We start from the raw sequence: 4905 nt of genomic DNA, 5'->3' as shown, positions 1-4905 counted from the left end.
ACTAGATTATTCAGGCATAGTTTTTAATGACAAATATAGGCATGTAAGTCATGTAGTACTAGATTCACAACAGACATGGGCTATTTTATCCTTGCTTAAAAAATGCACGGAAGTAGGTTCGCCCCAAGAGCTTTTACTCAAAGGGATGCTTGTTAAAGAAGGTACTGTAAAAGGTATCTTCTTTTTTATTTGGCGAGATAAATCAATTGCTGGTATGATTAGATTGATTAATGATATGAACGGGTGATCAATGAAAATGGGAGATTATCAATGAATGATTTTATTAAAGTTTTACTTACTATCATTACAACCGGCGGATTAGGAATGGTTAACTATACTATTGCTGAGTCTCTTAATGCGGTTGATTCAACTCTCAGAAATACAAACAGAGAAAAAAGTATATCAGCAATATTAACTATCATCGATTTATTAATTTATTTGACTATAGATATTGCATTAAGAAATTGTATACATAATACATTTGCCGAAATTATTGCTGCTCTTTTAACTGTAATTATTTCTATAATTCTTTCTATTAAATTCTCTAAGAAAATAAATGAACTGTTTTATAAAAATATAAACGGGGAACGTAATAAAAATGATTTGATTTCGCTTGATTCTGGTACGCCTTGGCAAGCAGTTATGCTAAGTGAAAACAAATTTCAACAAGCTTACATTTATTCATTGGAGCATAAGCCTATAGGATTCGGTTGGGTTCAATATGTTTCAAATGATTCAGATAGTAATTATTCACTGAGTCTTGTGCCTTTTACTGATGATGCTGGAAGTCCACAACCCGAATATGATAAAATTACACAAAAAATTCAATCAAAAGAATATAAAGACAAACATATAGTGCAACAATATATAGACTTAAAAGAAAAATTTATAATAATTACTTCAATTGAAAAGGATTAATTTTCTTTGTCATGCTTGTCTTTATCTTTGGAATTGGATCGATCTTTAAAATCATTGATTACTTTATCGGTTGGAGGAACAGGTCGTTTTCCCATACTATCGGTAGCAAAAATAGTTTTTTTACGCTCGATAATAGTTTTAAAGAATGAAAACTGCACAATTTGTTCCTGAGGCGAAATATCACTGTATTTTGCGCCTAAAGATAAATTTAGATTGATAGAATCCTGAAGATAGACATCCAACTCTAATTTGATTTTTGCTATGCGTTTACCTGTTTTAATGATTTCTTGAATGGGGATATCATCATATTGAATATTCTTACCGTTAATAGTCCATTGAATGAAGAAATCTCCATCTTCGGCTTTCGAGCCTATTATGTTATCAGGGATGTAAACTGCTACTTCTATAACAGCTTTTTCATCTTGATGCAGAGTATAGAGTCTAATCCCATGAGTGTTTGTTATTTTGAAATAGAGTAAACGTGGTAAATTTTCATTCATAAATCTCACATCCTTTCTAGCCGCCTTCGGGCGGCTTTTTATTCAACTTTATATTTCAGTAACTCCTCACGAATTAGCCAGTTTTGACAGCAGGCTTATTTTTATTCCGCGTCCTTGTTTTTGCCAGGGTACATTGAAAAACTGGCAACCATGTCTTTTCCTTCTGCAGGTGCAAAGGTTACCCAGTACCATTTCTTGTATTTAGGTGAGTAGAGATTGTATTGAACTCGATTACTTAATGTGTCGCCGTCAATGCTTTGCTTATCGTTGCCAAATTTAAGGTGGTCATCATGTAAGACTTTTTGCATGTAATTTTGGCACCACCAGGTGTTATTGATGTCTGGATTAAGTACAACTTTAATGGCAGTTATCTTTTTGCTGTCATTAACAAAGTATCTAACTTTCTTGTCGTCCTTATCAGTCCAGTAAAACTCATGCTTCTTAGCTGTGTCGCTATTGATCTTTTGGCCAGGCAAGTTGAAACTACTCGTATGCTGCTTTTTTGCAATCTCAACAGTATTTGAAGAATCATTACTTGGTGTACTGTAGTTATCTGATACTGATAGCACAAAAGTTAAAAGAGTAGCAAACAGCCAAACAGCAATTAAAACCCAAGACCACCATTGTTTATGTAAATTTACCTTAATGTGTTTTTTTTTATCATGCTTGTGCATATAAGTGATAAACCAGATAAATAAAACCACATCTAATAGCAGCAATATTGATATAACCGGTTTACCAGTTTCTACAAATAAAATAGGAAACACAATTATCATTGCAACTATAGCAACTAGCCATTTAATTAGTTTCATATAAACGCTCCTTTTACTTTCCAGTCATAAAGTGATTCAATTATTCCATTGATCATATCTATATCCTCCAATTATTCAGTAATATATTTTGATAATTCTTCACGAACTAGCCAATAATCCTGCGTTCCAATTTCCTTTGCCAAATCTAACCAATTAGCATTTAGCGTATCATATCCAAGTTCAGCATATTCCTTGACCTTTTCACTAATCATAAAATTGTTAGCCTTACTTTCACAACAATCATGTGCACGAGCATCTGTCCTATAATCTCCCACAATTTCTTTATCATGCTCAGCATGTCCAATCTCATGTAGAATAACTTTTTCAGTTTCTTCATCCGACAAATTTTCTTTAACTATTAAAAGATTAGGGAAGCCCTTGGGGGTCTTCACAATGTAGCCTTTGCCATGAGTAGGGCCATATTTTATTTCTAAGTGATATTTTCTTAAAAGCTGCTTTAAACGGCTGCTCATACAATCACCTTACTTTGCATCACGCTGACTAAAAAGTGCTTCTAAGTATTGTTTAATTAATGCGCGATCATGTTCATCCATAGGCTTTCCATCGTAAGAGTGGGCGTCATTCAACATGTCTTCTAAATCAGAACTCGTAACAGACGCGGGCGCAGGATTATCCACAGCGCCGGTTAAATAGTCCGTAGTAGTATTAAGTTTATATGCTAATCGCTTCATCGTATTTATATCAGGTTCTCTTTTTCCTTGTTCATAATTCGAATAAGTTTGGTATGGTAATGAAAATTCAGACACTGCACGCTTCCTAGTCCAGCCCATCGCCTTTCTAGCAGTAGTAAGGCGTTCACTAAAAACACTCATAATAGCCTCCTTTTTATTATCCTATTCGAGTTAATTGTAGTTTCAATTATTCATTTTGAAAATATTTTTATTCAAAATGGATAAAAAAGTGTTGACACAGGTCCAAAATGGAGTATTATATTATTTGTAAGTTGAATATCCGAAACGGATAATTTATGAGAGGTGATGAGATGGCAGTTGTAAGAAGCGATGCCAGAGAGATTCTAAGCAAGTATCTCGATGAACATGGCATTAAGCAGAGCTTTGTTGCGAAAAGAATGGGGATCAGTAGTGCCACTTTCAGCAGTAGACTTCATGGAAGATTAAACTTCGATGCTGACTTTGCAATCGCTGTAGCAAAGGCATTAAGGATTGACCCGGATATTTTTTTAAAGTAAAAATATCCGAAACGGATAGAGAGGAGTTCTTAATGGAAAATGAATTAGTGATCATGAAAGATCAACAAGCAGTTACCACTAGCTTGAAAGTTGCAGAAGTGTTCGAAAAAAACCATAGAGACGTGATGAGAAGCATTAAAAATTTGACTGCGCAAAATTGCGCAGTCGGAAGTATGTTCGTTGAAAGTACATATGTTAATCAGCAAAACCATGAGCAACCTATGTATTACATGAACCGCGATGGCTTTTCACTACTGGTAATGGGCTTTACCGGTCAAAAAGCTTTAGATTTCAAACTTAAATACATCAAAGCCTTCAACAAGATGGAAGCTTACATTAAGCAGCAACAAGGGCTTCCACAAACGCCTGAAGAAAAATTGAACTTAACAATGGAAGTTACAGTTCGATTGGATAAGAGAGTTTCTCAAACAGAAAAGGACATCAAGTTCTTGAAGGAAACTTCTGAGATTAATTCGGCTCAAAGATATGAGCTTGAAAGTTTGCGTAAAAAGAGAGTTATGAAACTTGTTGGCGGTGCTGACAGCAATTACTACCGCGAAAAGCACGTCAAAAAAGTGTTCTCCAAGATTAGTAGTGATTTCCACAAGGCATTTCACATTTCAAGATATGAAGACCTAAAGAAAAAGGATTTTGAAGCTGCTAAGAAGTACATCAAGAACTGGTATCCACCATATGACTTAAAGCAAGAAATTGATGCGATTAACGCACAAGAAACTTTAACGATGTAAGGAGAGCCGTATGAAGCTTGAAAAAATAAGGCTATTTACTTTAACAAAATGGTATCGAAAGGCTAACAGCCTGTATGAAAAAGAATTATTGCTTAGATTAATTCTTTTTTACCAGTCCAAGATTTAACAGAAAGAAGGTGAACAAGATATGAAAGACAAGATTTTAGATGAATTTAACAATTTAATCAAAGATTTGACTAATGAATTGTTAACTAACGATATAGATCCATATGGAAATTCGGTCGATACGGCATTAGCTCAGGTGGTACATGCTCGACGAAGCTACCAATTCAAAAAAGCCAACGACCAAAGAGTCGCTGACTTTAAGAGAGAAAATCCAAATGAAGATCCTAAAAGCGCAGTTATAGAAGGGTCTTCTGAATATTAGGCGTTAAAAATGACTTTGAGCTCACCAAGTAAGTAAGAAAGAGGGAAAGCAAATGGATAAAAAATTAATTTTAAAAGAGTTTAATCAATTAATCCAAAACCTGTCAGCTGTAGTTTCAGCAGAAGATGACAAAACATATAAGTCATATTCCAAACCGTTAATTGGAGTAATTAATGCAAAAAATGAGTTCTTATTCTGCAATCAAATTAATGACGAATACCAAAAAACAGACGCAAGTCAGAGTAAATAGCTTGTATCTGTTTCATCAAATAATTAGTTGAATAACTCGTTAATCTTATCAACTAATTTGTCATCGAATGTGCTTGTA

General features: G+C 34.2%; 10 protein-coding genes. 6 read left to right on the top strand and 4 right to left on the bottom strand.

The window, feature by feature from the left end:
- A partial coding sequence (locus tag EJK17_RS11540) for a hypothetical protein (protein WP_168180809.1) occupies nucleotides 1–247 on the top strand: 247 nt, incomplete at its 5' end.
- A gap of 23 nt (nucleotides 248–270) precedes the next feature.
- Complete coding sequence (locus tag EJK17_RS10975; protein ID WP_103661245.1) at nucleotides 271–918, top strand: hypothetical protein; 648 nt, start codon at nucleotides 271–273, stop codon at nucleotides 916–918.
- Here EJK17_RS10975 and EJK17_RS10970 read toward each other — a convergent pair.
- From EJK17_RS10970 to EJK17_RS10955, 4 genes are all read right to left on the bottom strand, one after another.
- Entirely contained in the window at nucleotides 915–1418 is a 504-nt protein-coding gene (locus EJK17_RS10970) for a hypothetical protein (protein WP_103661244.1), read from the bottom strand. The two genes, EJK17_RS10975 and EJK17_RS10970, sit on opposite strands and share 4 nt — an antisense overlap.
- Before the next feature lie 101 nt (nucleotides 1419–1519).
- Nucleotides 1520–2230, bottom strand: coding sequence for a hypothetical protein (locus EJK17_RS10965; RefSeq protein WP_103661243.1), 711 nt, complete (start codon nucleotides 2228–2230; stop codon nucleotides 1520–1522).
- Nucleotides 2231–2301: 71 nt separating this feature from the next.
- The gene (locus tag EJK17_RS10960; protein ID WP_103661242.1) at nucleotides 2302–2703 is read right to left on the bottom strand and encodes an ImmA/IrrE family metallo-endopeptidase; all 402 of its coding nucleotides are present in this window, start codon (nucleotides 2701–2703) and stop codon (nucleotides 2302–2304) included.
- Between the two features lie 9 nt (nucleotides 2704–2712).
- On the bottom strand, nucleotides 2713–3063 hold the full coding sequence (locus tag EJK17_RS10955) for a helix-turn-helix domain-containing protein (RefSeq protein ID WP_103661241.1): 351 nt from the start codon (nucleotides 3061–3063) through the stop codon (nucleotides 2713–2715).
- A gap of 170 nt (nucleotides 3064–3233) precedes the next feature.
- Here EJK17_RS10955 and EJK17_RS10950 point away from each other — a divergent pair, with 170 nt between their 5' ends.
- The 4 genes from EJK17_RS10950 (at nucleotide 3234) to EJK17_RS10935 (ending at nucleotide 4827) form a co-directional block, all read left to right on the top strand.
- Complete coding sequence (locus tag EJK17_RS10950; RefSeq protein ID WP_103661240.1) at nucleotides 3234–3440, top strand: helix-turn-helix transcriptional regulator; 207 nt, start codon at nucleotides 3234–3236, stop codon at nucleotides 3438–3440.
- A gap of 32 nt (nucleotides 3441–3472) precedes the next feature.
- The gene (locus EJK17_RS10945) at nucleotides 3473–4189 is read left to right on the top strand and encodes a Rha family transcriptional regulator (RefSeq protein ID WP_103661239.1); all 717 of its coding nucleotides are present in this window, start codon (nucleotides 3473–3475) and stop codon (nucleotides 4187–4189) included.
- 148 nt (nucleotides 4190–4337) lie between these two features.
- Complete coding sequence (locus EJK17_RS10940; protein WP_103661238.1) at nucleotides 4338–4577, top strand: hypothetical protein; 240 nt, start codon at nucleotides 4338–4340, stop codon at nucleotides 4575–4577.
- Between the two features lie 52 nt (nucleotides 4578–4629).
- Entirely contained in the window at nucleotides 4630–4827 is a 198-nt protein-coding gene (locus EJK17_RS10935) for a hypothetical protein (protein WP_103661237.1), read from the top strand.
- Nucleotides 4828–4905: the final 78 nt, after the last annotated feature.

The sequence above is a fragment of the Lactobacillus xujianguonis genome (assembly GCF_004009905.1).
GTDB classification, from domain to species: Bacteria; Bacillota; Bacilli; order Lactobacillales; family Lactobacillaceae; genus Lactobacillus; species Lactobacillus xujianguonis.
The sequence above is the reverse complement of the archived record's forward strand: the minus strand, read 5'-3'. Positions and strand labels throughout refer to the sequence as shown.

Excerpts from the sequence above, each read along its gene's own strand:
- EJK17_RS10975 (WP_103661245.1), top strand. The coding sequence starts at position 271 with ATGAATGATTTTATTAAAGTTTTACTTACTATCATTACAACCGGCGGA.
- EJK17_RS10970 (WP_103661244.1), bottom strand. The coding sequence starts at position 1,418 with ATGAATGAAAATTTACCACGTTTACTCTATTTCAAAATAACAAACACT.
- EJK17_RS10965 (WP_103661243.1), bottom strand. The coding sequence starts at position 2,230 with ATGAAACTAATTAAATGGCTAGTTGCTATAGTTGCAATGATAATTGTG.
- EJK17_RS10960 (WP_103661242.1), bottom strand. The coding sequence starts at position 2,703 with ATGAGCAGCCGTTTAAAGCAGCTTTTAAGAAAATATCACTTAGAAATA.
- EJK17_RS10955 (WP_103661241.1), bottom strand. The coding sequence starts at position 3,063 with ATGAGTGTTTTTAGTGAACGCCTTACTACTGCTAGAAAGGCGATGGGC.
- EJK17_RS10950 (WP_103661240.1), top strand. The coding sequence starts at position 3,234 with ATGGCAGTTGTAAGAAGCGATGCCAGAGAGATTCTAAGCAAGTATCTC.
- EJK17_RS10945 (WP_103661239.1), top strand. The coding sequence starts at position 3,473 with ATGGAAAATGAATTAGTGATCATGAAAGATCAACAAGCAGTTACCACT.
- EJK17_RS10940 (WP_103661238.1), top strand. The coding sequence starts at position 4,338 with ATGAAAGACAAGATTTTAGATGAATTTAACAATTTAATCAAAGATTTG.
- EJK17_RS10935 (WP_103661237.1), top strand. The coding sequence starts at position 4,630 with ATGGATAAAAAATTAATTTTAAAAGAGTTTAATCAATTAATCCAAAAC.